This is a genomic window from Aquirufa sp. Wall-65K1 (assembly GCF_054558475.1).
In genome coordinates, this window is the sequence record NZ_JBPXKD010000006.1 from 74,452 (window position 1) to 100,928 (window position 26,477).

Annotated in this window: 26 protein-coding genes; 13 read left to right on the forward strand and 13 right to left on the reverse strand. The window is 38.1% G+C overall.

Annotated features, from left to right (window positions below; translation table 11 throughout):
* Nucleotides 1–26 precede the first annotated feature (26 nt).
* From ACST15_RS10230 to thrC, 4 genes are read left to right on the forward strand one after another with little or no spacing between them, the layout of a single operon-like run.
* Nucleotides 27–1,037: a M28 family peptidase gene (locus ACST15_RS10230; RefSeq protein WP_459454555.1), complete on the forward strand. Its 1,011-nt coding sequence runs from the start codon at nt 27–29 to the stop codon at nt 1,035–1,037.
* A 2-nt stretch (nt 1,038–1,039) separates the two neighbouring features.
* Complete coding sequence (gene gcvT / locus ACST15_RS10235) at nt 1,040–2,128, forward strand: glycine cleavage system aminomethyltransferase GcvT (RefSeq protein ID WP_459454556.1); 1,089 nt, start codon at nt 1,040–1,042, stop codon at nt 2,126–2,128.
* Between the two features lie 7 nt (nt 2,129–2,135).
* Nucleotides 2,136–2,843 carry a 2-phosphosulfolactate phosphatase gene (locus tag ACST15_RS10240; RefSeq protein WP_459454557.1) on the forward strand — a complete coding sequence of 236 codons (708 nt, stop codon included), beginning with the start codon at nt 2,136–2,138 and terminating at the stop codon, nt 2,841–2,843.
* 44 nt (nt 2,844–2,887) lie between these two features.
* The gene (thrC, locus tag ACST15_RS10245) at nt 2,888–4,195 is read left to right on the forward strand and encodes a threonine synthase (protein ID WP_459454558.1); all 1,308 of its coding nucleotides are present in this window, start codon (nt 2,888–2,890) and stop codon (nt 4,193–4,195) included.
* 112 nt (nt 4,196–4,307) lie between these two features.
* Here thrC and ACST15_RS10250 read toward each other — a convergent pair whose 3' ends face one another.
* From ACST15_RS10250 to ACST15_RS10295, 10 genes are all read right to left on the reverse strand, one after another.
* Complete coding sequence (locus tag ACST15_RS10250; protein WP_459454559.1) at nt 4,308–4,670, reverse strand: hypothetical protein; 363 nt, start codon at nt 4,668–4,670, stop codon at nt 4,308–4,310.
* 142 nt (nt 4,671–4,812) lie between these two features.
* Nucleotides 4,813–6,150, reverse strand: a complete 1,338-nt coding sequence (locus ACST15_RS10255) for a hypothetical protein (protein ID WP_459454560.1) — start codon at nt 6,148–6,150, stop codon at nt 4,813–4,815.
* A 17-nt stretch (nt 6,151–6,167) separates the two neighbouring features.
* Nucleotides 6,168–7,754 (reverse strand): hypothetical protein, encoded by a 1,587-nt coding sequence (locus ACST15_RS10260; protein WP_459454561.1) that lies wholly within the window; start codon nt 7,752–7,754, stop codon nt 6,168–6,170.
* Entirely contained in the window at nt 7,754–8,491 is a 738-nt protein-coding gene (locus ACST15_RS10265; RefSeq protein ID WP_459454562.1) for a glycosyltransferase family 2 protein, read from the reverse strand. The genes ACST15_RS10260 and ACST15_RS10265 overlap by 1 nt, the downstream gene beginning before the upstream one ends.
* 5 nt (nt 8,492–8,496) lie before the next feature.
* Nucleotides 8,497–9,561: an NAD-dependent epimerase/dehydratase family protein gene (locus ACST15_RS10270; RefSeq protein ID WP_459454563.1), complete on the reverse strand. Its 1,065-nt coding sequence runs from the start codon at nt 9,559–9,561 to the stop codon at nt 8,497–8,499.
* A complete protein-coding gene (locus ACST15_RS10275) occupies nt 9,558–10,616 on the reverse strand; it encodes an NAD-dependent epimerase/dehydratase family protein (protein ID WP_459454564.1) in 1,059 nt (352 codons plus the stop codon). Before ACST15_RS10275 ends, ACST15_RS10270 begins: the two co-directional genes overlap by 4 nt.
* 207 nt (nt 10,617–10,823) lie before the next feature.
* A complete protein-coding gene (locus ACST15_RS10280; protein ID WP_459454565.1) occupies nt 10,824–11,534 on the reverse strand; it encodes an SGNH/GDSL hydrolase family protein in 711 nt (236 codons plus the stop codon).
* 50 nt (nt 11,535–11,584) lie between these two features.
* Complete coding sequence (locus ACST15_RS10285; RefSeq protein WP_459454566.1) at nt 11,585–11,902, reverse strand: Dabb family protein; 318 nt, start codon at nt 11,900–11,902, stop codon at nt 11,585–11,587.
* A gap of 93 nt (nt 11,903–11,995) precedes the next feature.
* Nucleotides 11,996–12,253, reverse strand: a complete 258-nt coding sequence (locus tag ACST15_RS10290; RefSeq protein WP_459454567.1) for a TfoX/Sxy family DNA transformation protein — start codon at nt 12,251–12,253, stop codon at nt 11,996–11,998.
* Nucleotides 12,243–12,614 carry a DUF4260 family protein gene (locus ACST15_RS10295; protein WP_459454568.1) on the reverse strand — a complete coding sequence of 124 codons (372 nt, stop codon included), beginning with the start codon at nt 12,612–12,614 and terminating at the stop codon, nt 12,243–12,245. The genes ACST15_RS10290 and ACST15_RS10295 overlap by 11 nt, the downstream gene beginning before the upstream one ends.
* A gap of 192 nt (nt 12,615–12,806) precedes the next feature.
* On the opposite strand from ACST15_RS10295, the gene ACST15_RS10300 reads away from it, so the two are divergent.
* Complete coding sequence (locus ACST15_RS10300) at nt 12,807–14,957, forward strand: TIM-barrel domain-containing protein (RefSeq protein WP_459454569.1); 2,151 nt, start codon at nt 12,807–12,809, stop codon at nt 14,955–14,957.
* 12 nt (nt 14,958–14,969) lie between these two features.
* Complete coding sequence (locus ACST15_RS10305; RefSeq protein ID WP_459454570.1) at nt 14,970–15,848, forward strand: PIG-L deacetylase family protein; 879 nt, start codon at nt 14,970–14,972, stop codon at nt 15,846–15,848.
* 18 nt (nt 15,849–15,866) lie between these two features.
* On the opposite strand, the gene ACST15_RS10310 is transcribed toward ACST15_RS10305, so the two are convergent.
* Both ACST15_RS10310 and ACST15_RS10315 read right to left on the reverse strand, forming a co-directional pair.
* A complete protein-coding gene (locus ACST15_RS10310) occupies nt 15,867–16,553 on the reverse strand; it encodes a carbohydrate-binding family 9-like protein (RefSeq protein ID WP_459454571.1) in 687 nt (228 codons plus the stop codon).
* A complete protein-coding gene (locus tag ACST15_RS10315) occupies nt 16,550–16,900 on the reverse strand; it encodes a DUF2834 domain-containing protein (protein WP_459454572.1) in 351 nt (116 codons plus the stop codon). The genes ACST15_RS10310 and ACST15_RS10315 overlap by 4 nt, the downstream gene beginning before the upstream one ends.
* Nucleotides 16,901–17,011: 111 nt before the next feature.
* Here ACST15_RS10315 and ACST15_RS10320 point away from each other — a divergent pair, with 111 nt between their 5' ends.
* From ACST15_RS10320 to ACST15_RS10335, 4 genes are all read left to right on the forward strand, one after another.
* Nucleotides 17,012–17,653 carry a DsbA family oxidoreductase gene (locus tag ACST15_RS10320; RefSeq protein ID WP_459454573.1) on the forward strand — a complete coding sequence of 214 codons (642 nt, stop codon included), beginning with the start codon at nt 17,012–17,014 and terminating at the stop codon, nt 17,651–17,653.
* 313 nt (nt 17,654–17,966) lie between these two features.
* Nucleotides 17,967–19,331: an oxygen-independent coproporphyrinogen III oxidase gene (gene hemN / locus ACST15_RS10325; protein ID WP_459454574.1), complete on the forward strand. Its 1,365-nt coding sequence runs from the start codon at nt 17,967–17,969 to the stop codon at nt 19,329–19,331.
* An 87-nt stretch (nt 19,332–19,418) separates the two neighbouring features.
* A complete protein-coding gene (locus ACST15_RS10330; RefSeq protein WP_459454575.1) occupies nt 19,419–19,922 on the forward strand; it encodes a GNAT family N-acetyltransferase in 504 nt (167 codons plus the stop codon).
* Nucleotides 19,910–20,446: a hypothetical protein gene (locus tag ACST15_RS10335; protein ID WP_459454576.1), complete on the forward strand. Its 537-nt coding sequence runs from the start codon at nt 19,910–19,912 to the stop codon at nt 20,444–20,446. Before ACST15_RS10330 ends, ACST15_RS10335 begins: the two co-directional genes overlap by 13 nt.
* Here the strand turns inward: ACST15_RS10335 and ACST15_RS10340 are convergent.
* Complete coding sequence (locus ACST15_RS10340) at nt 20,414–20,980, reverse strand: pentapeptide repeat-containing protein (protein WP_459454577.1); 567 nt, start codon at nt 20,978–20,980, stop codon at nt 20,414–20,416. The genes ACST15_RS10335 and ACST15_RS10340 overlap by 33 nt on opposite strands.
* Before the next feature lie 130 nt (nt 20,981–21,110).
* Between ACST15_RS10340 and ACST15_RS10345 the strand changes: the two genes are divergently transcribed.
* From ACST15_RS10345 to ACST15_RS10355, 3 genes are read left to right on the forward strand one after another with little or no spacing between them, the layout of a single operon-like run.
* Entirely contained in the window at nt 21,111–21,830 is a 720-nt protein-coding gene (locus ACST15_RS10345) for a hypothetical protein (RefSeq protein ID WP_459454578.1), read from the forward strand.
* 9 nt (nt 21,831–21,839) lie between these two features.
* The gene (locus ACST15_RS10350; RefSeq protein ID WP_459454579.1) at nt 21,840–23,258 is read left to right on the forward strand and encodes a c-type cytochrome domain-containing protein; all 1,419 of its coding nucleotides are present in this window, start codon (nt 21,840–21,842) and stop codon (nt 23,256–23,258) included.
* 3 nt (nt 23,259–23,261) lie between these two features.
* Complete coding sequence (locus ACST15_RS10355) at nt 23,262–26,474, forward strand: DUF1553 domain-containing protein (RefSeq protein ID WP_459454580.1); 3,213 nt, start codon at nt 23,262–23,264, stop codon at nt 26,472–26,474.
* The last annotated feature ends 3 nt before the right edge of the window (nt 26,475–26,477 follow it).

Consider the following 26,477-nt stretch of genomic DNA (forward strand, 5'->3'; position numbering starts at 1 on the left):
TTTGGGCTTGTTTTTCCCAATTATTCATGAATCGATCTAGGGTTGCTCTACTTTTGTTGCTTGTATTTATCCTCTCAGGCCTAGTTTATTGGTTTCAGGGTATCAATAAAGCGAGTGAAGAACAAACTGCAGCTGTACAATTAGTTGATACCCCGAATTTTAGTTCGGATTCTGCTTACGCTTATATCCAACAACAAGTCAATTTTGGTCCAAGAGTTCCCGGTACCGATGCGCACCAAAAATGCCAAGAATGGATCATAGCTAAGTTGAAATCATACGGTTTACAAGTGAGTACACAAGCTTTTACAGCTACCAACTACCAAGGAAAAGTGTTAAAAGGAACCAATATTATAGCGCAGTTTCAGCCAGGGATTGGTAAGCGTATTTTATTGGCAGCACATTGGGATTCGAGAGCGGTGGCTGATAAGGATTCTGTTCGAAAGAATGAGCCTATAGATGCAGCAAATGATGGTGGAAGTGGCGTGGGTGTGATGATTGAATTAGCCAGACAACTTAGCTCTGCCTCCAAAAAGCCATCTGTTGGAGTGGATTTTCTGTTTTTTGATTTAGAGGATACGGGTGAACCACATGGTGTTTCGACTAGCGTTCAAAATACTTGGGCTTTAGGTTCTCAATATTGGGCTGCGCATATTTTTCCTAATAATTACCGACCGTTTTATGGAATATTATTGGACATGGTGGGAGCTAAAGGAGCGGTATTTCCTCAGGAATATGGTTCCATGCAATATGCGCCTACCGTTGTTCGCTCCATCTGGTCAGCGGCAGCAGATTTAGGCTTTGGTCATTTATTTATACAAGAGGAGGGACCCGGAATTACGGATGACCATACGGCCGTCAATGAGGTGGCCAAAATTCAGATGATTGATATTATTGATTTGCGTCCCCAAGCTCCCGGAAGTATGGGAGATATTTTTGGACCGTATCATCATACCCATGGAGATAATATGTCCATTATAGACCCTAAAACCTTACAAGCTGTAGGGCAAACCGTATTACAAGTTTTATATCGAGAATAAATATGTCAGAACAACTAAAACGCGTTCATTTGAACGATACCCATGTGGCCTTAGGGGCAAAAATGGTTCCATTTGCAGGATTTAACATGCCTGTATTATACAGCAATTTAATTGAAGAGCATATTTGTGTGCGTCAGCAGGTTGGGGTATTTGATGTGAGTCACATGGGAGAGTTTTATTTGAAGGGAGAAAAGGCCTTGGATTTAATTCAATATATATGTTCCAATGATGCATCTAAACTAGTAGATGGTAAAGTGCAGTATAGTTGTTTACCCAATGACCAAGGGGGGATTGTGGATGATTTGTTGGTTTATCGTATAAAGGAAAATGAATATATGTTGGTGGTCAATGCCTCCAATATTGAAAAGGATTGGAATTGGATTTCTTCTCACAACACTTTTGGAGTGGAAATGACCAACCAGAGTGATGAATATAGTTTATTTGCTGTTCAGGGGCCAAAGGCCATTCTAGCCTTACAAAAATTGACAGATGTAGATTTGTCTTCAATGCCCTATTATTCATTTAAAATAGGTCAAATGGCAGGCATTGATGACGTAATTATTTCCAATACGGGGTATACTGGTGCAGGAGGATTTGAGATTTATGTGAAAAATGAGCAGGCATTAGCAATGTGGAATGCCATATTTGAGGCGGGTGCTGATTTGGGTATAAAGCCGATTGGTTTAGGGGCAAGAGATACCTTACGTACAGAAATGGGTTATTGCTTATATGGCCATGATATCGATGACACTACTTCACCTATTGAGGCAGGATTGGGCTGGATTACTTCATTTAATAAAGAGTTTATCGCTTCGAATATTCATGCTAAAATAAAGGCAGAAGGAGCTAAAAAGAAATTAGTGGGATTTGAGATGATTGATCGGGGAATCCCTCGTCAGCATTATCCTATTGTTAATGAGTCGGGCGATGCTATTGGTGAGGTAACATCTGGCACCCAATCACCTAATTTATCTAAGGGCATAGGTATGGGATATGTGAAAGCGGAATATGCCAAGGTGGGCACAGAAATATTTGTACAGATTCGTGATAAATCATTGAAGGCGGTTATTGTTAAAATGCCATTTATTTAGCGATAATATGAGAAAAATCGACGTTTGTTTGTCGCCAGAACTCATTCATTTGTATGATGTTCCTACTCTTGCGGTGGTGGTGGTGGATATTTTTAGGGCCACATCCTGCATGGTTACGGCCTTTGCCCATGGGGCGAAGGAGATAATTCCAGTGGAAAAAATGGACTTATGTAGCGCCTATGGCTCCAAGGGCTATTTGACTTCGGCTGAAAGAAATGGTATAACTCCAGAGGGATTTGATTTTGACAATTCACCCTTTAGCTATCAAGTAGACAAAGTGAAGGGGTCTAAGATTTGTGTAACCACTACGAATGGTACCGTGGCAATTCGAAAGTCTAGAAAATCGCCATTACTTTTAGTGGGGGCTTTTTTAAATATTTCAAAAGTGGCGGAGGCATTGCAAAGTTGGGAAGGTGATGCATTAATTGTGTGTGCAGGCTGGAAAGGTAAACCTAATCTAGAGGATACTTTATTTGCAGGAGCTTTGATTGATTTATTACAAGGGACCTATCGAGTGGCAGATGATGCCGCCATGATGGCTTTAGGGACCTACCGGGAGGCTTCATCTAACTTATTCCAAGCTGTAAAAGGATCCTCTCATGTGAATCGATTACTAGGTTTGGGTATTGAAAAGGATATTAATTTTTGTTTGGAGCGGGATGTATACCCAGTTTTACCACGATTAAAAGGGAATAAGCTGGTATTGAAGTATTAGCGACAATTTGGTCTAATTTATTTGACCTACATAATAAAAAGGTGATGAAGTTATACAGTACACAACATCAAAGTCCAGATGTATCTTTAGAAGAAGCCATATTTAGGGGTTTGCCGCCTGATAATGGATTATATATGCCATTGACGATTGAGAAAATGGATGCTTCATTTTTTGAAACGATTCAAGAACGAAATTTTCAAGAAATAGCAGAGGCAGTATGCCAACATTTATTGGGAGATGATTTAAGCCAAGAGGAAATACATGGAATTATTCAACAGTCTATGACTTTTGATGCCCCTATATTTGGCCTAGAAAAAGATGTAGAAGTTTTGGAATTATTCCATGGACCATCTATGGCATTCAAGGATTTTGGCGCACGTTTTATGGCGGCCATAATGTCCCATTATTTACTGAAATCTAAAAGAGAGATTCGAATTTTAGTGGCTACTTCAGGGGATACGGGAGGAGCGGTAGCCCAAGGATTTTTTAATACTCCAGGTATATCAGTAACCATTTTATATCCCAAAGGAAAGGTGTCCGATATTCAAGAAAAGCAATTGACGACATTAGGAGGAAACGTGCAAGCATTAGAAGTTGATGGAACTTTTGATGACTGCCAAAGTTTGGTAAAACAAGCTTTTTTAGATGAGGAATTGAGAGAAAAGTTTAATCTAGCATCAGCCAATTCCATTAATATTTCACGATTGATTCCTCAATCCTTTTATTATTTTGCTGCCTACGCCGAAGCAAAACGAAAGGGTTTGAAACTACCGATTGTTTTCAGTGTACCCAGTGGAAATTTTGGAAATTTGAGTGCGGGTTTAATTGCTTACCAACTAGGTTTACCTGTTAAAGCATTTGTGGCAGCTTGCAATGAGAATAAGGTTGTTCCTGAATATTTACAATCAGGAGAATACCATGCCAAACCAAGTGTTGAGACTCTTTCTAATGCGATGGATGTAGGCAATCCCTCAAATTTTATCAGGATGAAATTGTTGGCAGGAGAAAAGTGGGAATCAGTAAGAAAATTGGTGAAAGGGTATTTTACTAACGACCTAGAAACCAAAGCCAGGATGAAAGAGGTGTACGACCGTACGGGATATGTTATGTGTCCACATACGGCGGTGGCTTATGATGGTTTACAACAATTCAAAAAAGAAAATCCAGGCGAGTTCACAGGAATTATATTGTCTACGGCCCATTATGCTAAATTCCTACCAACGGTTGAAACTACTTTAAATCGACAAGTACCTATTCCTGAACGTTTATCTTCGCTGTTAAGTAAAGAAAAAGTGGCTCAATCACTTGGCACAGATTACGCTAGTTTTAAGCAATATTTGTTGGGAAAATAAGAATTTTAAAACAACGTTGTCAAGGTTCAAAACCTTGACAACGTTGTTCGAACGAATTTAAATATTGGCTTATTGTCCAATTTGTTGGACAATAAATCGGATTAAATATAGGCTACAATAAGGCCTTAAACTTATCAAATTCTTGATAAGCAATAACTCCAATAAGGATAATTAACAGGGGACCTGCGCCCAAACCTCCTAGAACTAATAATTCTAATAACAAGATATTGACTGCTATTGGACTCAGAATTAGTAAGGAAAGAGCTCTTTTGGAAGGAATCAGTAATAATACGGCACCAACAATCTCTAAAATTTTTACCACTTTCATGAATCCCGTTGGAACCATCAGGTTAAAAAACACAGCTTGATTTCCTGACATAGTAGGAGTGGGAACAAATTCAAAGAAAAAATTTAAGCCTCCAAATAAAAATAAAAAGGCCAATGCGAATGTTGGAATCAGTTTTACGGATTTCATAATATTTTAGGATTTTGATTAAGTTAAAAGGGTGTGTTCGGCAACGTTGGCAAGGTTTTAAACCTTGACAACGTTAAGGGGAAATTAGGTATTTTTTTATGATTACCCAATCAATTTATTGATAAAACTATCAGAAAATCAACTACTTAATAGAAGGAATAAATTCACCTTTATGTAGCATATCAACCATCATAAGGTGGAGCTCATATTTTTTGACATTCTCCTTACTGAATCCAAGTCCCTGTTTTTGATGAATAAATAATTGATAATCTTGAAGTAGAAATTCTTTCCGATTTTTTATTGCTGGGTAATAGGTAATAATAGAACTAAGCCAAAAAATTACAGCAATAGGAAGTATCCATTTGGTCGTAAATATAGAGGTTACCAGGTGGGTTGAAACTACATAGACCAATAACATGGCCAAGGTGGCAATTATTTTATAATTCCCAATTAAGAAAACAAATGGACCATATTTTGACCTTAATATCGCCAATAATACACCGTTTAATAGACAAAAAGTTAGACATCCGGCAAGAAAAAGTTGACTTGAACTAGCCATTTCATGGGAGGTCCATCGTTTTAATAAGCTAGGAAATGTTTTTTGTTCTTTGACAAAAACCCATTGACGAAAGCCTAAAATGATAAGGATGAATAAGAGTAATCCCATCGTAAAACTAAAGACTAATCTAATTGAAGAATCTTGTTCATTAAAATAATCAGTCGATCCACCTAAAAACACAAAAAAGCCTTGAATACTCTGCCAGGGGTGTTCTAATAAATATAATAAACCATTTTGATTTGCCCCCATACTAGGATAATTCCAGAAAAATAGTGTCAGAAAAATGACAAATACTCCTACCCATATGGCTAATTTTTTTAATTCAAATGCGGTTAACAAAATCATTCCACCGGAGGCGATAAATAATAAACCGTCTGAATTAGACATGCAGGCTAGCATGGTACATATGATGCCCGTTAAAAACAATTTATTACTCCTCTTGCTTAAACAAAACATGGCCAAAAAGCCAAAACCAATAACAAGGTTTCGTTGAATGGAAACGATGAACCAAAACGTATTTAAGTGGTATTGAAAGTTTAAATACAAGAATGGTATGGGTAGAAAATACCACCAGCGATCCTTAGCCGGTAAATTAAACCAAAGCAAAATGAATATGATGATGAGGTATAGGTGGGAGGTTAATAATAAGGCCTTTAGGTCTAGTTGGTTAAATACCAAATAGTGAACCATCACCCATAATCTTAGGGTAACGATTCGGTGCTCATTATTAGGAAACCAAATCATTTTTAAGCGATCATACCAATCGGGATGTGCAAACCAGGCACGAATGGTCATGGGTGCTTCAAAATCATCTAACCAAGGTATATTGATGGAAAAGCTAAATAGGGACCAAGAGAAAAATACAATGGGTATTAATCCAATAAAAAAAGAAATAAGTTTTAAACGCGGTAAGTAAGGCATTTATGGAGGAGTGGTCCTTAATTAGTAATTGTTAGTGGAGTTAAATACTGATATGTTGCTCGTTGATTTTGTGGTAAATTAAGTAAATATACTTGAAAGTGCTTTAATGGCAAAGTATTGTAAATCAATATATTACTGTATTTTGTTCGCTCATTCAGGTCATTGGTTAAAGGGCCAATATAAAAGCTATTTTTTTGCCCTTCTTCTGATTTTAAAACAATGAACCTTTGATCCCAAGGCTTATTTTTTTCTGGTAATTGATTCCATGACAAAGATAATCGGCCTTGTTGAAAACGATAGGTTTTTGGGGTGATTCCTCCCGATTTTTGTGAAACAAATTTTGGGAATGATGGGGGAATTTCCTCTTTATCAAATTCGAAAAAAGATTCGTTTAATAATTGAAGTGTTTGGGGTGGACAAGGGTAAGCTGAAGAGCTTTGAAAAAAATAGGCCCCCATTACATCCGCTTTCCATCTGAGATTCATTTCATGTAAAGGTCTTCTAGCAATAAAATAAGAAGCGACCATCCATGCTCCTGATAATAATAAGGCCCATGGAAGTCGAAGTGCATCCTGTCTCTGAAGTATCAAACTAGCATAAATGGCCATTAACATGATATTCCCATATAATAAGAAGCGGTCAGATAAGGTGATCAGCTCTAAATCACCCATTCCTGCTCGTCCATAGCATATTAGAAATCCGGTGGCCAAAATCTGCAAAAATAGTATGGATGGGAACGATAATTGGATTCGGAATGAACCCAATATTTTCCAAGTAAAAAAGAGCAATACCAAAAGACCAGCCAATATATTGATCCAAATTCGAAATGAATCTGAAACAGGCAATACCCAATTTCCTAAAAAGATAAATAGCCCTTTAAAGAGTATCCATGAAAAGTGAGCAACTGCTGAAGAGTTTCCAACATAATCATGAAAATATAGGAAAATTACCCCAAGGGCTAATAGGCTAAAAGGAAGGCTAAATCGAGATTTTTTTGTCCATAATACAAAGGCAACTATCGGTAAAAAAGCGACGCCTTCTGTGGAAACGAATGGGTAACAAAGCGCTAATACGATTGTCCACCAAGCATTTTCCGCATAAAATAAGCCATAAGCTATCCATACTAAAAACAGAAGAGAAGCGGTATGCTGCAAAACGCCTATTAAATTGAAGTTATCTAAATTGCCAAAAGGGGAAAAAAGTAGGCAGGCAATTCCAAACAAATGCCAGGGAGAGCGTTTGATTTTACGAATAAAAAGGTGAAAAGGAATTAAAATCAAGATCATCTGAACATTGGCTAGCAGAATGCCTGTTTTGAAATTGACTTGTCCCCAAACAGCATATTGCATTAATACCCAAATTCTGGAGTAGGCAATGCGATGTATGTCATTATGAAAGTGAAATATATAGGCGATATTTTCCTGAATACGATGGTTTTTCACGTAGTGAATGAGCTCTAAAAAAGCATAATCATCGCCCCAATTGGGGAAATTCAGGGTATATATTTGAAGTCGATAAAAGTGAAAAAACAAAATCCCGCCTATCGCCACAAACCAGGCCAATTTTTCCGATAATCGCATGGATGTGGGAAGGATAGTCAGCATTATTTTTTCAAATAATCGTTTCTTGAAAGGTATTTTTCAATGAGAATGTACAATAGAATGAACAGGTAACGGCTACCCATTTCTTTAATTTTTAAATTGGATTGACCAGCCTTTCTATTACGCCAAGAATTGGGTAAAACATCGTAAGAATATCCTCGAATAATGGCTTTTAGTGGCAACTCAATAGTAAGATTAAAATGAGCGGATAAAAATGGCTTTAGTCCTTCAATGGTGTTTTTTCGATACATTTTGAAGGCATTGGTTGAATCATTGTAAGGAATGCCTACCAATATTCGAATCAAGGTATTTGCCAGTCGGTTGATGATGTATTTATGCTTGGGGTAATCATATGTTGATCCTCCTTTGATAAATCTGGAACCAAATACACAGTCTAAATTCTTTTCGACCATTAGTCGGTAAAAAGCAATAAGATCTTGGGGGTCATCAGACAAGTCAGCCATCATCACCGCTACAATATCTCCTTTAAAGCGCTCTAAACCATAACGTATGGCATAACCAAATCCATTCGGTCCAGGATTGGTATAAATGGTTAAACTTGGAATACTTTTTTGTAAGTCTTCCAAAATGGACAGGGTTTGATCTTTGGAATTATCATTTACTACCACAATTTCATGATCAATTTCAGCTTGCTGAAGTGCCTGATATAAAGACTCTAATGTTTCAACAATGGAGCCTTCCTCATTATAAGCGGGTATGACAATACTCAGCTGCGACATGCCTCTTAGGATAAAATGGGTTGAAGAAATGCTTGATCTTGATTAAACCAAACTTGTACCTCTTCCAACAATGTAGAGACACTAATTTCAGGTTTCCAGCCGCTGAATGCTGTAATTTGACTATTATCTGTGATGTAAATAGGAAGATCACCGGGGCGATTTTCTTTCGAAGAATTAATGGGAATGGTATTTCCTGTGATCTGAACACATAGGTCCGTTAATTCAGCTAAAGAAACACTATTTTCAAGGCCTCCTCCTACATTGAATATTTGACCGTGATGTAAATTTAGGTGCTGTATTTGCCAAAGTACCAGTCGGAATAAATCTTTAACATGAAGTACATCACGTATTTGTTGACCATTTCCTCCAAAACCAATATAAGAGAGCGATTTATTCCAAAAGTGTTTAGCCATCCAAAGAACAATTACCCCTTGGTCAATTTTACCCATTTGATAGGGACCACTTAATACGCCACATCGATTTATGACCGTAGGTATTCCAAAATTATGGGCGAATTCTTGAATGATATACTCAGAAGAAAGTTTGGTAGCTCCATACAATGAACGTAAGCCTGCCAAAGGGAAATTTTCAGCAATTCCTTTTTCACTTATACCTTCATTGGCCTGTTCCTTGCTTAAAACAAAACGTTTTGCTTCGGTTTGGTAGTGGATGTTGGATAGACTATTGTAAGGATATACCCGACTTGTGGAAAGAAATATGAAGGCTGCTTGATGCTTTTTAGCAAAATATAGGGTATTGATGGTCCCGTTTAAATTGGTATCAATTAAGTATTCTAATTCCCCAGCTTGACTACCTGCTAACACTGAAGGTTCAGCTGCCGCATCTATGACAACATCTACTGCTGGGATTCGATCGAAATCCGTTTTAATTCGGACATCGCCGTGAACGAATTTTACACCCAAAGGGAGGATTTTATTGAGGTTTAATTCTGATCCTCTTCGGGATAAATTATCTAAGCAATATACTTCACAATCAACAAGATGCTGTTTGAAAAGAGCCGCTATATTTGAGCCGACAAAACCACAACCTCCTGTGATGAGTATTTTCATTTTGCCTTGGCTTCCATGTAACGGTTGTAAATATCTTGGAATACATCTTCCAAGGATTTAGTAATATCCCAATTTGGATAGTGAGCCTTCATTTTACGAAGGTCTGAATAATAACAAATATGATCTCCAATTCGATTAGTCTCATCATATTTATACTTCATCGGAATACCACTAATCTTAGAAATGATTTGGAAAGCTTCTAAAATAGAAACTGAATTCGCTTTGCCTCCACCTATATTGTATACTTCTGCTACTCGAGGGGCATTGATGAATTCTTCGATGAAACGAGCTACATCATAGGAGTGAATGTTATCCCTTACTTGCTTGCCCTTATAACCGAATACCGTGTATTCTTTTTGTTCCAAATTACATTTAATCAAGTAACTTAAAAATCCATGTAATTCAACACCAGCGTGGTTGGGTCCAGTTAAACAACCTCCTCTTAAACAAGCGGTTGGCATGTTAAAATAGCGGCCATATTCTTGAACTGAAATGTCTGCAGAAACCTTGGAAGCTCCAAAAAGGGAGTGCTTTGATTGATCGATGCTAAAGCTTTCCGAAATACCATGTTCATAAGCAGCATCATCATAGTCAAAGCGGGTTTCCAATTCTTTCATGGGGATGAAATTAGGAGCATCGCCATACACTTTGTTTGTTGATAAGTGAACAAAGGGAACAGAAGTACTGTATCTACGTAGGGATTCTAACAGGTTAAATGTACCTACCGCATTGGTATCAAAATCTTCAAATGGAATGGATGCAGCCCGGTCATGACTTGGTTGTGCTGCAGTATGTACAATCGCGTCTGGACTGATTTTTGGTATTAAATCCAAGACAGCTTGACGGTCGCGAATATCGATGGTATGATGTTGATAGGATTCGCCAAATTTTGCTAATCGATCTTGATTGGTCGAATTATCACCCTGAGAACCAAAAAATACGGCTCTTTGGTTATTGTCTATTCCGTGCACTTCCCAGCCCTTTTCTAAGAAATATTCGCTCACTTCTGAACCAATTAGTCCCAAAGAACCAGTAACCATTAATTTTTTTGACATGTAGCTTGGCTTATTTTTAAAGAATCAAAGACAAAATTATCGTTTTATTTTTAAATATAGAATTCACCTTGGTATTTAGCCCTTTAATTCCTTTTTTATTGGGTATAGTTTTAAAAATTAGACTTTGTATTACCTCATATAAAAACTCAAATTGGGAAATATAGCTTTTTAAAGAGAAAGCCATTTTCCGTTAACGTCTTAAATCCATTATTTAAAAAACTTGATTAGCTCCTTGGCAATTAGGGCATGACCTTTTTCATTGGGGTGGTTGACTTGTGACATTAAATCGGTGATGGCTACACCAGCCTGCACCTGGGAACGAAATAAGGCATAGCTGTCTACAAAACCGATTTGATGTGTTTTTGCTAATTCTCGTATTTGTGTTCCATGCTCGTCTAAAGTCGATGCAGTATCCTTGATCTCAACACGCTGATCGGGAGATGCACTCAATAGGATTAGCTTAATACCTTTGGATTTAGCGCTTTGAATCATTTTTTCCCAGGCTATTTTGGCTCTTTCTAAACCAATTCCCCGATCGTTTAAAGCATAATCAATAAAAATGACATCAGGGCGGTGAGCAAGTACTTCTTGTTCAAACCTGCTGGCGCCTTTTTCGGCATTTTCTCCGCCTATAGAAGTATTGATGATATTTACTGTTGCGTAGGGATATTGCTCTTTAATTAAAGTTAAAACTTGGTAGGGGTATGCACCTATTGTATTAACTTGAGGTGTTTTGAAATAGCCAGCAGGTACAGAATGACCATGAAACACTAAATTTATCAAACGGTTTTTAGGCCATTCCTTTTTCAACTCTAGTTTGATGTCAGATAAATAGTCAGCAGGTGAGGCTTGACTATACGCTTGAAAAGTCATTCCAAGCAAACAGAGGAGCAAGCTTGCCCAGTAGGTTTTTTTCATGAAAAATGGTTTAGAAATAAGCGTCAATCAAGTCTCTTGCATGAAAAGCATTACACGTCTTTTGCATCAAAGACTACTACTTTTCTCCATAAATGAGCGTAATTTTTCACAAAATCTTGATGAATGGCATGGTCTTGGTAAATTTTTTGATCTACTTCATTTTCAAAGAACATCAATTCTGATACATCCCAGGTAGTATCAACTACTTCTCTTTTTTCGGTGGAGGCTAAAACCCCAATATGTATTTTCTTGATGGCTTCGATGCCTTTCAAGGTATTCAGGCCTTCGATTAGCTTATTTCTATCATCCAAGGAGTCTGGATTATTTAACCAAAAGAATACGTGATGTAATAAATATTTTGTTTCCATATGTTTAATTGATTCGTCGATTCGATAGTTCTAAACTACATTAAAAATGGCAAAATGAAGGTAAGTTGCTCTAAATATTTAGGCAAAAGCCTCTTATTGTCTTCCTAAAATTCGTTTGATTTCTTGTTTTTCTTGAGCGCTAATTTCTGTCCAAACCTTACCTTGAATCGCCATCTCTATCCCATAAAATATGTTCAAATTGGGTTGAATACCTCTTTCCTTGAGCTTTTGAGAGATGCTAGGATAGTCTGTAGATAGCAAGTCTTGTTCGGTATAAATTCCAATTTGATGTAAAATCCCAATCGTATAGGGACCAAAGTTCCGGATTTCTTCAATGCGCCTACTGCTCATGATTTTTGTATTTACTTTTTCCTATCCATCCCAAATGGGTGTGTTCCAAATTTTCTAATTTCAATCCATATCCCAAAACCCGATCCACGGTGCTATGAGCCATGAAAATTAACCCTATTTGAAATAGTAAGGGTTCTTGATAGTAACCAAGTATGATCACCAAGGCGATTAAGCCTTGATGATGAAAAAGATTATAAGCTTTTAAGCCTAAATCTTTGGATATAAGTAGCGCTAAAAAGGAAAGATCAGGGGCTAAAATTAGCCAAGCGAATTTCCCCCATTGTTCAGGAAAAAATTCTTGATAAGCCCAAATGCTCAAAGCAAATAAGCCCAAGGATTCTAATTTTAGTAGGGTTTTCATGGAAATTATTTTTATGTCAAATTAAGGTCAATTTTTTAATTGAACCATAAATTATGACAAATGGCGGATAATTTTAGGAAAGGTTTTTTGTTGAATCAAGGAGTAAATTTCCTTCAAATCACTTCACCTAATCCTGGGTATTTGTACTTCCATGAATAATTAGACATATTTGAAACTCTAAGCCTTTGAAACATGAAATTCGTTAAATTAGTAAGTGTCAGTATTGCTGTACTTTTTGCTTCAAGCCTATTTGCCCAAAAAGCCAATGTATGGAAGGAAGTTCAGCCAGGTGTTTGGAAAACCCACATTGGGAATCCCCATCATATCAGTTTATTGCAGGCAGCTGGTGCTCATGCACTTCATGAGGCCTTGAAAATATTACCAAGCTCCCATTTTCCTTTGACCAAATCGGATATTAGGATCGAACGCCTCAATAATAAAATTTACCTCCGTTTTCCATTAAGTCAGGAAGAACAAGTTTTTGGTTTGGGGTTAAATTTTCAAACGGTTAATCAACGGGGACGAATATTAAATTTGCATGTTGATCATTATGGGGGTAAGGATAATGGACGAACCCATGCTCCAGTACCCTTTTATGTTTCGTCCAAAGGTTACGGGGTGCTAATAGATGCTGCGGCCTATATGACAGTATATGCCGGTTCAAATGTCCGTGTAGATGCGAAAAACCCACCAGCGATTCAAGATAGAAATTCGGATAAAAACTGGGATTCACAGCCTCCTTCGGACGTACTAGAAGTATTGATTCCTGCCGATGGCGCTAGTATTTATGTCTTTGCAGGGCCTACACCCATGCAGGCAGTACAGCGCTATAATTTATTTAATGGAGGTGGCTATTTGCCACCTAAGTGGGGCTTAGGATTTACCCAGCGAGTACCCACTTTATTTAGTCAGGATGATATCATCAAGGAAGCGAAAAGCTTTGAGACGAATCAATTCCCCCTTGATTTTATTGGGGTTGAACCAGGTTGGCATAGCTCATCTTATCCTTGCACCTTTGAATGGGATCCTGGCCGTTTTCCTAGGCCTAAGGCATTTTTAGATACCCTAGCAGGTATGGGTTTATCGGCTAATCTTTGGATGAATCCCTATGTTTCACCCAAGTCTTCTTTATATGCAGGAATCAAAAAATACACGGGGTCCCACTTGGTTTGGAATGGTATTATTCCTGATTTTACCATGGCACAGGCTCGAAAATTAGTGAAAGATCATTTTGTGAAAAACCATTTGGATTTGGGTGTAGGGGGTTATAAAATTGATGAAGTAGATGGTTATGATAACTGGATTTGGCCAGATGTAAGCACCTTCCCATCCGGGACAAGTGCGGAGCAAATGCGGCAAATCTATGGCTTGATGGTTCAAGATATGACCAACTCTTGGTTTAAAGAAAAAAATAAAAGAACCTATGGATTAATCCGTGCGTCTAATGCAGGAGCAAGTCGATTGCCCTATGTGATTTACAACGACTATTACAGTCATAAGGATTTTATAACCGCCTTAGTAAATTCTAGTTTTATTGGCGTGCTTTGGACTCCTGAGGTGAGGGCTTCAAAATCGGCAGAGGAATGGGTTAGAAGGATGCAATCTGTTTGTTTTTCACCCATGGCGATGTTGAATGCCTGGTCCGATGGAACAAAACCATGGTCTTTTCCAGAGGTCTCACAGGCGGTAAATGATGTCGCAAATTTACGGATGCAATTATTGCCCTACCTCTATACCACTTTTGCGCAATATCGTTTTGAAGGAAAACCTCCTTTTAGGGCAATGAATTTGGTGGATGGCTTTGGGTTTAAACCTATTGGATCCCGAGGTAAAGTAGATGCTACGGAAAATCCTTACGGGATGAGTATTAAAAATGACATCAAGGATCAATACATGATGGGAGATTTTATATTGGTTGCCCCTATGTTTGCTGGAGAGAAAAGTAGGGATGTATATTTGCCTGAAGGGAAGTGGTATGATTTTTATACAGGTAAATTAGTGGGAGAAAATCAAAAAATTAGAATTACTCCAAGCCTAGAGAAGATTCCACTTTTTGTCAAAGATGGAGCCATGATACCCATGGTACCTGTGCACCGACAAGCCCCTAAAGACGGACAGTCTTTTGCATTAGAAATTAGACATTATGGTCAGAAAGCCAGTACTTGGAAAATTTACGATGATGATGGCCGGACATTTAATTTTGAAAAGGGGTCTTATACTTGGACGGAGCTAGGGGTAAAAAAGGGAACAAATGGACAATTAGAGCCTTGGCCTAAGCGAGTTGATCCTAAACCAAATTTTGGATATTTACCAGATATCACTTGGACTTTTATGACGAAATAAACAGTTGAACATATGAAAAAAGGAATTTTATGTAGTGTTTTATTAGCCTTTGCGCTTTTAAGCCCCATCTTTGGACAAGATAAGCCATTGCAAATTATTATGATTGGTGCGCATCCAGATGATTGTGATATTAAAAGTGGGGGTACGGCTGCATTGTTTGTTGCGATGGGCCATCATGTTAAATTTGTATCAGTTACCAATGGAGACGCAGGTCACCAAACGGAAGGAGGAGGCATGTTGGCTAAAAGAAGGATAGCAGAAACGAAGGAAGTTGCTCGTCGCTTGGGGGTATCTTATGATGTGCTGGATAACCATGATGGGGAGCTTTTACCAAATCTAGAAATTCGTTTGCAAATCATCCGAAAAATTCGGGAATGGAAGGCCGATGTGGTGATTGCTCCGCGTTCGAATGACTACCATCCGGATCATCGATATACAGGTGTTTTAGTTCAAGATGCTGCTTTTATGGTGGGTGTACCTAATGTGGCCCCTGATGTGGAACCATTGAGAAAAAATCCAGTATTCTTATATTTTCAAGATAATTTCAAAAAGCCCAACCCATTTCAAGCGGATATTGCGGTGGACATAACTCCCGTCATAGAAAAAAAATTGGCTGGTTTAGATGCTCACCAATCTCAGTTTTATGAGTGGTTGCCATGGATCGGAAATTATGAAAATGAAGTCCCTAAAGACCCTTCCAAGCACAAAGAATATTTGTTGGCCAAACGTGTTCAAGCTCCCAATCCAGAGGTAAGAAAAACCTTGGAAAAGTGGTATGGAAAATCGCGTGCTGATCAAGCAAAATATGTAGAGGCATTTGAAATATGTGAGTACGGGACTCAACCCACGGAACAAGATATTCGTCGTTTATTTCCCATGTTGGGAAAATAAGGCCTTGGGGGCCGAGAATTATTTAAATAAAAAGACCCCATATTTTTTATAGTCATGAAAGGTACCCGGAAGCGGAGACCAAGACCATTTAGCCATTTTACCTGTATCATAGTCGAGCCGACAAAAATTTCCTCTCCAAGTCATTCCGGCTTTGGCAGGTATATTTTCGAGTGGACTTAATAAGGAAAAAGGGATAAATAATTCTGCTGACCATAATCCTTTGGTACCGGATATATGTTTGAGGGATACCTTCTTTTGGACTTTTCTTTCCCCTTCATAATGCCAAGGTAACCATCCGTAAAATTTGCCTTGAAAATTAGGTACCATTAAGACCAATTCTTTCCCCAGGGGATTGATTTCATATTCAAAATAGAGAGGCACTGAGGGATTGGGATGAAAAAATACTTCAAACACATCGGCTTGGTATAAATCTTCAAAGTCGTTTTGATAGCTTGTGCTAACTTTTTCATCCTGGCCTTCCAAATACACGTAAATTCCTTTGTCAGAGTACAAAATTTTAAATCGACTGTCCAAATTCTTGGCTAGTTCATTTCTGGCTGGTAAAGTATACCAGTTGCTTTGTTGCCAGGAAGGATGACTCGCTTGGCCGTCAATTGGGAAGTCGGCCACATGCTGCACCAATAAAGTATCTTGAGCATACACGGAACTAGTAAACAGTAAGAGTAAGTAAAGGCAGTATTTCATGAGGCAATTTGAGGAGTTATTTTCTGATGTCTAAAAAAGAGAAACAAGGGGAAAGCAAAGGCATATCCGATGAGAAATGTAAATAAGATAAATAACCATACTTTTTTCATTTGTAATCGGAGGCCTTCGACAATCATGAAAAATGTTCCTGCCATAGTTCCTGTCCAAAAGTCGAAGGTTAAGCTTTTTGCATAATAGCTTGTCCAAGTGCTTTGAACAAATTGGCTGACATCAAAATAGCCGTTTTGCTCTTGCATGCCTAAAAAGACGAAATAAAAAGTAATCGAACCCCCTACGATGGATAGGAATAGGTAAAAATGGCCAACATTAATTGGAAAAAGTTTCATAACCAGATTGATTTGAAAGATGGAATCAAATTTGTCGAGTTTAAGTTACTTAAATATTCGAATCGGAAATTTTATATTCGTAATTCGGTTTTGAGATAATAACAAATCAGCATGAAAATAGAAATTTGGAGTGACATTATGTGTCCTTTTTGCTACATCGGGAAGCGGCATTTAGAAAAAGCATTAGAACAATTTGAGTCGAAGACGCCCATAGAAATTGAATGGAAAAGTTATCAACTTGACCCAAGCATTCCCATGCATTTTAATGAACCGGTCAATGTCTACGAATATTTAGCAGATCGTAAAGGAATTAGTGTAGAGAAGTCGAAGGAGATTCACCAACAAGTTGCCGAAATGGCAGAAAAAGTAGGATTGAATTATCAATTTGATCGAATGGTAGTGGCTAATTCGATGAAGGCGCATCAGCTAATACAATTGGCCAAGGAGCAAAATAAGGATAACGAAATAGAGGAAAAGCTATTTGAAGCCTATTTTGTGGAGGGGAAAAATTTGGCTAATGAGTCGGATTTGGTAGCGATAGGGGAATCGGTTGGATTAGAAAAAGAGGCCATTTTAGCGGCATTGGAGAATGATGAATTGGCCTATCGAGTAAGACAAGATACACAAGAAGGTATTAGTTTGGGATTAAAAGGTGTGCCTTTTTTTGTGTTTAATCGTCGCTATGGAATTCCCGGTGCACAGCCCCTAGAAGTTTTTATGGATACCCTTAGGCAGGCTGCAGAACATGATTAATATCAGTATTTTATCAAGTAATTGGTAGTTTTCTCATGATTCATTTCGGGAGATCTGCTTAGTTTTGTCAACTTGAATTATTCAACTTGGTGATTTGTCTAATTTGAATTGTCAACGTTAGATTTGTCAACTTTTCAAAAGTTGACAAATCTGTAGGATGATAAATCAGTAGGACAATAAATCAGTAGGACAAGGTCATTGAGACAACAATAGCAGAACCTAGTTAGGACTAAGTTGGTCTCACAGATACCTTTTAGATCCAATTAGGCCCCATTAAATTGGAGTTGATAAATTCAAAATTAAATGCGGATACATGAGCGCCATAGATACTACCCTGCTGAATAAATACAATGTTCCAATTCCCAGGTATACCAGTTACCCAACAGTACCTTATTGGGATAATGATATAGACCCAAATCAGTGGAAATCCGCTTTTCAAATGCGCTTTGCAGCATGCAATGAAACACAAGGAATCAGCCTTTATATTCACCTGCCTTTTTGTGAAAGTATGTGTACGTTTTGCGGTTGTAATAAACGCATTACCACTAACCACAAAGTAGAAGACGAATACATCGAGGTAGTTTTGCAAGAGTGGCAACTATACCGTCAACAAATGACGGCTACCCCGCTCATAAGGGAGTTTCATCTTGGAGGAGGCACCCCTACATTTTTTTCACCAGCTAATTTACATCGCTTAATTCAGACTATTTTGTCTGATTCTCAGGTAGCTGATGAGCATGAATTTAGTTTTGAAGGCCATCCCAATAATACCACTTACGAACATTTAAAGACCTTGTTTGATTTGGGATTTAATCGGGTGAGTTTTGGAATGCAAGATAGTAATCCAGAAGTTCAACAGGTGATTAATCGGATTCAGCCTCAAAAAAATGTGGAACAGGTGGTTCAATGGGCTAGAGAAATTGGATATGAATCAGTAAATATTGATTTAGTTTATGGACTTCCCCTTCAAACCATTGATCGTATAGAAAAAACCATTCAAGATGCCATTTCTTTACGTCCCGACCGAATAGCTTTTTATAGTTATGCCCATGTGCCCTGGACCAGTCGAGGACAACGTTTATTCGACGAAAATGATTTACCTTCTGCGGCTGAAAAATTAGCATTATATCAATTGGGGAGAAGTCTCTTTTTAGCGCAAGGTTATCAAGATATTGGTATGGACCATTTTGCTTTACCAGATGACCTCATGTATAAAATTAAAGAGCAAGGGAGATTGCACCGAAACTTTATGGGTTATACCGTTCAGCAAACGGGTATGGTGTTGGGCTTGGGAGTATCTAGTATTAGTGATGTTTTTTATGGCTTTGCTCAAAATAAAAAAACGATTCATGATTATTATGAAGAGGTAAAACAAGGAAAACTAGCTGTATTCAAAGGTTATTTTTTAAGCGAGACGGATCAAGCCATGCGCCAATATATTTTGGATATTGCTTGCAATGGGAAGACCCAATTTAGATCAGAGGATATTCCGCTATTAGAAACGTATTCATTTCCCTATTTAGCCGAATTAGAAGAAGATGGATTGGTTCATTGGGATTACCAAGGATTAATCTTGACCACTTTAGGAGCTAATTTTGTTCGAAACGTGTGTAAAGCTTTTGACCTAAAATTATTATCGGATGAGCATGCTACTTTAAAATTTAGTCAAGCCGTATAATTTTCTCCTTTCTATTTCATAAACCATACTATATTTTTCATTTTCTTTAGGAAATGATTGGGGATATGGTGCCCCATCCCTTTGCTTATGGGTGTCAAGATTTTGCGAAGTCAACGATTATATGTCAAGGAGCTAGCTCTAGATGATGCCCCCTTTATTCTGGAACTACTCAATACTTCTGGATTTTTTGAATTTATCGGTGATCGCGGGGTACGCAGTTTAGAAGAAGCAAAAGCATTTTGTGTCAAATTAAGGGATAATCCAGCCATTCATTATCAGGTGGTATTTCTCCACTCAACTCACATTCCCCTTGGAATCATTTCTCTCGTTCAAAGAGATTATTTGCCTCAACCGGATATTGGTTTTGCGTTTTTACCCTTACACGAGGGAATGGGATATGCCTATGAAGCAGCTAAGCTGGTATTGGACGATTATTTTGCTTGCCACAAGGCACCTATTTTCGCTACTACCATGGAAAATAATGTTCGTTCCATTAGTCTCTTATTTCGTTTAGGCCTAACTTTTGAACGCAGTTTAGAAAGAGATCAACAAATACTTCATCTTTACAAAAAAGATCCATGGAATCATTAGAGAAGCAAATCGAACAGTTAGAAAAAAACCTGGCCTATATGCAGGTAAGAAATGAACAAATCTCTAAAGGATCTGTTGGCTGGCATATTGAGCATAGTTTACTAGTCATTATTAGTATCGTCAGTGCTTTGAAAAAATCGGATATCGATACTTATCGCTGGGTATTTAATTGGAAAAGAGCTTGGGTGTTTTTTACTCAAAAATTTCCTCGAGGGCGAGTGAAAGCGCCTTTGATAGTTGATCCTTCATATAACAATCAAATAAACGATTCGATACAAGCGAATCCGATACATGTATCGGATCAAGAATCGGATCAACAATTATCGGATATTCAAGCTCAGATTGCTAAGGTCTACCAATTAGTAGAAGAGATGAAAATGATACCCCCCAACGCCTATTTCCATCATTTTATTTTTGGAGATTTGAACTTGGCTGATACGCATTATTTTTTGAGAATTCATACCCACCATCACCTAAAAATCATGGCCGATTTAATCAATGATTATACCAAAACTGGTCAATAATCCTGCCAAACTATTTTTGGAAAATTTGGCTTTTTTGATCCGATTGCTCTGTGGATTTATATCAAAATGAAAGGAGGTTCGGAAGTCGGCTTTTTCTAAATTAGTTTGATCAAATTGTGCATTCAAAAAATCACAATCTACAAAATTTGCCTCACTTAAATTGGCCTGGCTAAAATCAACTTCATGCAATGAGCAATGCTGAAATTGAGCCTTTTTCATTTGTCTTTGATAGAAAGACGAAAGATTTAAAAAACAGTTTTCAAAATGAACTTCAAACAAAAATGGATTGGCATATTCGAAATGTAAACCTTGTAAACGACAATCCTTGAAGGATACATTTTGCCACTTGGTATTTCCTATTTTTACTAAACTTAAGTTGCAATCATGGAAATGACAATCGATGAAGGAATAATCTGATAAATCTTGTTGGGCCAAGTCACATTGCTTAAAAATACAAGCTTCATATTCTCCCTTGGGGAGGCTTTCAGTCGTGTCGTTTTTTTTCTCAAAAATTTGTTGAAATTGGTTGACCATGATGCAGTAATTGAAATAGCTAATTTAGGAAAATTTTAACCATCTTTCTATTCGGATTCATCAATCTTAAGGCTAGGGGATTCAGAAAAAGATTGTAAATTAGGCCAGATTTAAAACCTATTTCCTCCTCATGAAAAAGCTAATACTCGCCTTTTTGGCTTGGACATTTTTCTTGCAGTCCAATGCCGCCTTTGCCCAAAATTCATTGGAAGGTTCATGGTCCAATTCGCAAGGCGATGTTTCAACTTGGATTTTAGTGACAGATCAAATTATTAGTATCACCGAATTTGAAACAAATAGTCATAAATTGATTTCCACCATGGGCGGAACTTATAAATCAAAGCATAAAGAATTGGAAATTTTGCAAGAATGGAATTCAAAAGATTCTCTTCAAGTAGGTCAAAATAAACGTCTTTCATACCAAATTAAAAAAGGCCAATTGCTGCTAGACCAACAAGTGTTCATTCCTAACGAAAAGGGAGAGTCAGGTAAAATGAAGGGGGCTTGGATTATAGTAGGAAATTTTTCAGGTGAAGTTCTTTCACGTAGAAACAACCCATTTTTTCCTAGAAGAACCATGAAAATCCATACAGGAAAAGCCTTTCAATGGATAGCTTACAACGTTCAAACCAAACAATTTTTTGGTACAGGAGGAGGTTATTACAACACACAAGGAAATACCTATACAGAAGAGATTGTATTTTTTACCAAGGCTAGTTCTAGTATTGGCAAAAAGCTACCATTTGAGTTTCAGATACAAGACGGAATTTGGAGGCATAAAGGTCAAAAGTCTACGGGAGGACCCATGGATGAGGCTTGGTCCAGAAGGGAATTATTGGACCATAAATAATTGCCAAACATGATGGAGTTGCTCGGCCATTTACATCCCTTTTTAGTGCATTTTCCCATTGGGATATTGGTCATAGCTTGTGTCATGATTTGGATACAGGCGATTCGAAAAGTAGACTACCAGTCTTCCATTACTACCTTAGTTTTATTAGGGGCATTGGCGGCTATCCTAGCCTCCATTTCAGGGTATATTTTATCAATTTCAGGTGATTATGAAGCTTCCCAAGTGGCTTTACACCAATGGTGGGGAATAGGAACAAGTTTTGGGGCTGTTATTCTTTATTTCTTTCAAGCCTATCAAAAAATTATTAGTCTCTTTTTGTTCTTAGCGCTAGCCATCACAGGTCATTTAGGAGGAGAGCTGACCTATGGAGCAAACTATTTATTTGAACGGAAAAAGACAAGCTCTAATACCCAGACAAAGCTTCAGTCATTGGACTCTGCCCAAAAAAAAATTACGATAGATACCAGTGTTCAGGTAGTGAATTCAGCGAAGTATTTTCCTTTTCAAGATGAGGTCCTACCGATTCTGAAAAGCCATTGTTTTCAATGTCATTCCAGCAAAAAGCAAAAAGGGAAATTGCGCTTAGATACAGAAGCATTTATCAAAAAAGGAGGTAAAGAAGGTAAAATATTGTGGGAAGGTAATCCATTAAAAAGTCATTTATATAGCTATTTGATATTACCCGAAGACGATGATTTACACATGCCTCCCTCAGGTAAAAAACAGCTTACTTCAAGACAGATTGCCATCATCCGTAGATGGATTGAAATTGGTGCCCCGTTTGGAGTATATCCGATGCATGCAACTGCATATCCGATGCATGCATCGGATATATCAGGGCATGCATCGGATCTTTTTTCGCATGCATCGGATATATCAGGGCATGCATCGGATATACCAAAAACCATGGAGCTAGCAGCAGCCGAGCCAGCAGATATTTTGGAAGTAAAAGCACATGGTTTGAGTGTTAGCCCTGCCGCAAGCCACCCAGCAGGTTTAAGTCTGAATTTTGTCAATGTCAAAAATCTTGACCCACTAATTTGGCAAGCTGCCAAAAAAATCCAACACAATGTTTTAGTCATGAAATTGACTAAACGGAAAGATATTCAAGTGGAGGAATTGTTGAATTTTACCCATCTCCAACAATTGAATCTGGAACAAAGTAATGTTCAAGATAAAGATTTAGAGCGGTTAGTTCAATTGCCGCATTTAGAACAGTTAAATCTCTATGGCACAGCTATTTCTGACCAAGGTATAAAGGCATTGACTGCTATGAAGGCATTAAAAGTTCTTTATATTTGGCAAAGTAAGCTCAGCCAAGAAGGCTTAGTGGCTTTGAAAACTGCCCGACCTGATCTTACCATTGTTGAAGGAAAAATCAGTTTTAGTCCACCCGATACAAATCGATTGAAAGTAATAAAATAGATTATGAAAAGGTATTGGTTTTTATTATTTCCTCTATGCTTATTGATGGCTGCCAAGCCCCCTAAAAGCTTGCCTTTACCTGCCGACGTGGCTTTGGAATACCGCCAGCTGCCTGCGGCTTTGGATTTTAACATACATATCAAACCCATTTTATCGGATAAGTGCTTTGCTTGTCATGGGCCTGATAAAGCAAAACAAAAGGCTGGATTACGTCTGGATTTGCCTGAAAACGCCTATGGTAAATTGCCCGAAAACCCCAATAAAGTGGCCATTTCTCCTGGAAATCTGATGAAAAGTGAGCTTGCTCACCGTATCCTTTCAAAAGATCCAAGCTATGTGATGCCCAGTCCTAAATCGCACCTTAATTTATCGGCTAAAGAAAAAGCAACACTCCTAAAATGGATTCAAGATGGTGCCGTTTATAAACCTCATTGGGCCTTTGTAAAACCGATGAAACAGACTATCCCTGAAGATAAAAAAGGGATGAATGTAATCGACTATTGGGTACAGGCAAAATTGGAAAAAGAATCCTTGAAAATGAATGCCAAGGCTTCCAAAGCTATGCTACTCCGAAGACTATCTTTTGATTTGACGGGTCTTGCCCCAAGCCTGTCAGAGGTCGATAATTTTTTAGCTGATCAATCAGCTAATGCGTATGAAAAACAGGTGGACCGCTTGTTGGCCTCCTCCCATTTCGGAGAAAAAATGGCTGTTGATTGGTTAGATTTAGCACGCTTTGCTGATTCCCATGGTTATACGGTTGACCGCATTCGAGATATGTCGCCCTACCGCGATTGGGTTATTAAGGCATTCAATAATAACATGCCTTATGATACATTTATCCATCAACAATTGGCCGGAGATTTAATGCCTAATCCTAGCAAGGAGATGTTAATTGCCACGGGTTTTAATCGAAATCATCCTCAAAATACGGAAGGAGGGATTGTCGAGGAAGAATTTCAAACGGAATATGTCATCGATCGGACTAATACCTTTGGTGAAGCTTTCATGGCTATTTCTACCGGATGTGCTCGTTGCCATGACCATAAATATGACCCAATCTCTCAGAAAAACTATTATGAGCTTTTTAGCTTTTTTAATAATGTTCGTGAAGCAGGTCAAATTTCATATTCGGATGATTTGCCTACACCAACACTGATGTTGCCGACCAAAGAAAAAGAAGCGATTTTGAATTTTATTCAGAACAAGATTCATACTGCGGAGGAAAAAATGAATCAGATGGCAGATTCCAATGCTCCATTTCAACATTGGATTAAAAATAAAGGACAGGAAAAATTAGCTCAGGATTTGATTCCTCAACAAGGTTTGGTAGCCTATTTTGATTTGGATGCTTCTCTAAAAAATAAGTTGAACGATAAGCAGCCAGCCGTTATCAAAAGAGAATCCGGGAAGACTGGAGATCAACCTATATTTGTGAAAGGAAAGCAAGGTCAAGGATTGGCTTTTGATGGAGATATTTACGCGGATTTAAGTCCATCTGGGGTTTTTAGAAAGTCTGAACCATTTACGATAGGAATGTGGGTTAATATCCCCAAGGACATGAAAGAAGGGGTTATTTTTCATAAGAGTAATGCGGAAAGATTGTACAATTTTAAAGGTTTTCATGTCTATTTAAAAAACAATCGCTTGGAGATAAATATGGCTCATACGGCCCCATCTAATGCCATCAATAAAGTGATGAAAATGGATATTCCTAAAGACCAATGGATACATTTGGCCCTGACCTATGATGGATCTTCTAAAGCCTCGGGCTTTAATTTATTTGTGGATGGTCAAAAGTCGGAAATGGAAACCGTCATTGATCAACTTTATAAGGACATTATTTATTTTTCAAAAAATGAGTTAGGACTACAAATTGGAGGCTGGTGGCGTGGACTTGGTTTCAAAGGGGGAAAGGCTGATGAAGTGGCCATTTACAACCGAGAATTGATACCATTTGAAGTTCAAGTTTTGGCCCAAAAGTCTTCCTGGAAGGATGTTGTATTTAAATCTCAAGACCAATGGACCAATTATCAAGGCGAGACTTTTAGGGCTTATTTTAAGCAAAATTTGGACAGTGCACAGGTTTCGCTGGCCAAAGAACTGAAACATTGGCGAACGGCCCTAGCGGATTCCTCTGAGAAAATTGAGGAAGTGATGATCATGCAGGAAATGCCCCAACCTAAAAAGTCGTTCTTACTTCAGCGGGGTCAATACGATGCCAAGGGAGAAGAAGTTTTCCCTAATACGCCCAATAAAATTTTACCTTTTCCAGCTAATCTCCCGAAGAACAGACTAGGTTTGGCTCAATGGTTAACCCACGAAAATAATCCCCTTACTGCCCGAGTTGCAGTTAATCGTTTTTGGCAAAATTTCTTTGGAACGGGAATAGTTAAAACTTCAGAAGATTTTGGGAATCAAGGAGAAATGCCTTCTCACCCCGAGTTACTAGATGCTTTAGCGATTCAATTCCGAGAATCAGGTTGGAATATCAAGCAAATGATGAAGCAAATGGTGATGTCTGAAACCTACCAGCAAGACTCCAAAGCCACTGCAGAACAAAGGGAGAAAGACCCGGAAAATCGCTTGTTAGCCCGAGGGCCTTCAGTCCGACTCAGTGCGGAAATGATTCGGGACAATGCCTTATTGGCCAGTGGATTATTGGTCAATAAAATTGGAGGAAAAAGTGTGTATCCATATCAGCCAGATGGTTTATGGGAAATCAATAGTTCCCATTACAAGCAAGACACCACTTCGGCGGTATATAGACGGAGTTTGTATGTGGTTGTGAAACGCTCTGTGCCCAACCCTACGTTAGCCACCTTTGATGCCCCATCTAGAAGTTCTTGTTTGGTCCGTCGACAAAAAACCAATACACCTTTACAGGCCTTGGTAGGCTTAAATGATCCTACCTTTTTAGAAGCGGCTAAAGTATTGGGCGAACAAATGGCGACAGAAAATGACATTAAGAAAGCGATTCAAATCACCTTTAAAAAGCTGACAAGTAGAGAAGCTTCAGAGAAGGAATTAACCTTATTGATTGATTTGCAAAAGAATAGCCTGCTTCGTTTTCAGCGGGATTCAAGCAAAGCAAAAGGTTGGTTGTTAGCTGGTATGAGGAAAATAAATGAAAAGTTGGATGCTAATCTAGTGGCGGCAAATGCTGTAGTAGCTAGTGCTATTATGAATTCAGACGCAAGCATCACTAAACGATAAAAT

Coding starts and splice junctions, on each gene's coding strand:
- ACST15_RS10230 (WP_459454555.1), top strand. CDS start 27: ATGAATCGATCTAGGGTTGCTCTACTTTTGTTGCTTGTATTTATCCTC.
- gcvT (WP_459454556.1), top strand. CDS start 1,040: ATGTCAGAACAACTAAAACGCGTTCATTTGAACGATACCCATGTGGCC.
- ACST15_RS10240 (WP_459454557.1), top strand. CDS start 2,136: ATGAGAAAAATCGACGTTTGTTTGTCGCCAGAACTCATTCATTTGTAT.
- thrC (WP_459454558.1), top strand. CDS start 2,888: ATGAAGTTATACAGTACACAACATCAAAGTCCAGATGTATCTTTAGAA.
- ACST15_RS10250 (WP_459454559.1), bottom strand. CDS start 4,670: ATGAAATCCGTAAAACTGATTCCAACATTCGCATTGGCCTTTTTATTT.
- ACST15_RS10255 (WP_459454560.1), bottom strand. CDS start 6,150: ATGCCTTACTTACCGCGTTTAAAACTTATTTCTTTTTTTATTGGATTA.
- ACST15_RS10260 (WP_459454561.1), bottom strand. CDS start 7,754: ATGCTGACTATCCTTCCCACATCCATGCGATTATCGGAAAAATTGGCC.
- ACST15_RS10265 (WP_459454562.1), bottom strand. CDS start 8,491: ATGTCGCAGCTGAGTATTGTCATACCCGCTTATAATGAGGAAGGCTCC.
- ACST15_RS10270 (WP_459454563.1), bottom strand. CDS start 9,561: ATGAAAATACTCATCACAGGAGGTTGTGGTTTTGTCGGCTCAAATATA.
- ACST15_RS10275 (WP_459454564.1), bottom strand. CDS start 10,616: ATGTCAAAAAAATTAATGGTTACTGGTTCTTTGGGACTAATTGGTTCA.
- ACST15_RS10280 (WP_459454565.1), bottom strand. CDS start 11,534: ATGAAAAAAACCTACTGGGCAAGCTTGCTCCTCTGTTTGCTTGGAATG.
- ACST15_RS10285 (WP_459454566.1), bottom strand. CDS start 11,902: ATGGAAACAAAATATTTATTACATCACGTATTCTTTTGGTTAAATAAT.
- ACST15_RS10290 (WP_459454567.1), bottom strand. CDS start 12,253: ATGAGCAGTAGGCGCATTGAAGAAATCCGGAACTTTGGTCCCTATACG.
- ACST15_RS10295 (WP_459454568.1), bottom strand. CDS start 12,614: ATGAAAACCCTACTAAAATTAGAATCCTTGGGCTTATTTGCTTTGAGC.
- ACST15_RS10300 (WP_459454569.1), top strand. CDS start 12,807: ATGAAATTCGTTAAATTAGTAAGTGTCAGTATTGCTGTACTTTTTGCT.
- ACST15_RS10305 (WP_459454570.1), top strand. CDS start 14,970: ATGAAAAAAGGAATTTTATGTAGTGTTTTATTAGCCTTTGCGCTTTTA.
- ACST15_RS10310 (WP_459454571.1), bottom strand. CDS start 16,553: ATGAAATACTGCCTTTACTTACTCTTACTGTTTACTAGTTCCGTGTAT.
- ACST15_RS10315 (WP_459454572.1), bottom strand. CDS start 16,900: ATGAAACTTTTTCCAATTAATGTTGGCCATTTTTACCTATTCCTATCC.
- ACST15_RS10320 (WP_459454573.1), top strand. CDS start 17,012: ATGAAAATAGAAATTTGGAGTGACATTATGTGTCCTTTTTGCTACATC.
- hemN (WP_459454574.1), top strand. CDS start 17,967: ATGAGCGCCATAGATACTACCCTGCTGAATAAATACAATGTTCCAATT.
- ACST15_RS10330 (WP_459454575.1), top strand. CDS start 19,419: ATGGGTGTCAAGATTTTGCGAAGTCAACGATTATATGTCAAGGAGCTA.
- ACST15_RS10335 (WP_459454576.1), top strand. CDS start 19,910: ATGGAATCATTAGAGAAGCAAATCGAACAGTTAGAAAAAAACCTGGCC.
- ACST15_RS10340 (WP_459454577.1), bottom strand. CDS start 20,980: ATGGTCAACCAATTTCAACAAATTTTTGAGAAAAAAAACGACACGACT.
- ACST15_RS10345 (WP_459454578.1), top strand. CDS start 21,111: ATGAAAAAGCTAATACTCGCCTTTTTGGCTTGGACATTTTTCTTGCAG.
- ACST15_RS10350 (WP_459454579.1), top strand. CDS start 21,840: ATGATGGAGTTGCTCGGCCATTTACATCCCTTTTTAGTGCATTTTCCC.
- ACST15_RS10355 (WP_459454580.1), top strand. CDS start 23,262: ATGAAAAGGTATTGGTTTTTATTATTTCCTCTATGCTTATTGATGGCT.